1 protein-coding gene is annotated in these 631 nt (G+C 48.5%); it reads right to left on the bottom strand.

Annotated features, from left to right (window positions below):
- On the bottom strand, positions 1-631 hold a 631-nt coding region (locus R7093_RS26210), incomplete at both ends, for a BamA/TamA family outer membrane protein (protein WP_318147148.1).

The following is a 631-nucleotide window of genomic DNA, read 5'->3' as shown; positions in this document are numbered from 1 at the left end:
CCTTCAACTTGGAAACGAACCGCACCACCGACGCTCCATTTCATGTCTTCATGGAGTGTTTTTAAATCGTATTCATCGGCAACTCGCCCCACCTCAACAAACGCAACCCATTGCCACCAAGGCATATCGTAGTAATTGATAATGGGAATATCGTCCAGAGGCTGCCAGTCTGGTAATACTCGATATTCGGCAGAATAGTGAATTGCAGAGCGTCCATGGTAACGACCTGCGGTATAGCCTCTCAAACGGTACAACCCACCCAAGCGAACTTGTTCTTGCTCTGGCGGACGACTGCAAACAACACCATCACATTGATTCCAAGTTGGTGTGTCGGCTGTATAAAAATCCAAGGCCAGCACTTGTTGATCAAACCAATCACCAAGAGGCCCCAGCGAGTAATATTGGCTATTTTGGAATTCCCACTTGAGCCACAGCTCCTCTGATTGCCCACTTTCTGCGCCCGTCGTCAAATTCAAAGAGGTATGCGAGCCTCGGGTCGTGTTACGTGCGCTATCGCGGTTGTCCCAATCAAAACCCAATGTAAAACCGTAAGCTTGCTCTTTCCTATCATTGTATACATCCAACGCTCGTGAAGAATAAAAAGGCGTCAGCAGGATAGAGCTAACGCCCG

Source organism: Vibrio sp. 1580 (assembly GCF_033340055.1).
The sequence above is the reverse complement of the archived record's forward strand: the minus strand, read 5'-3'. Positions and strand labels throughout refer to the sequence as shown.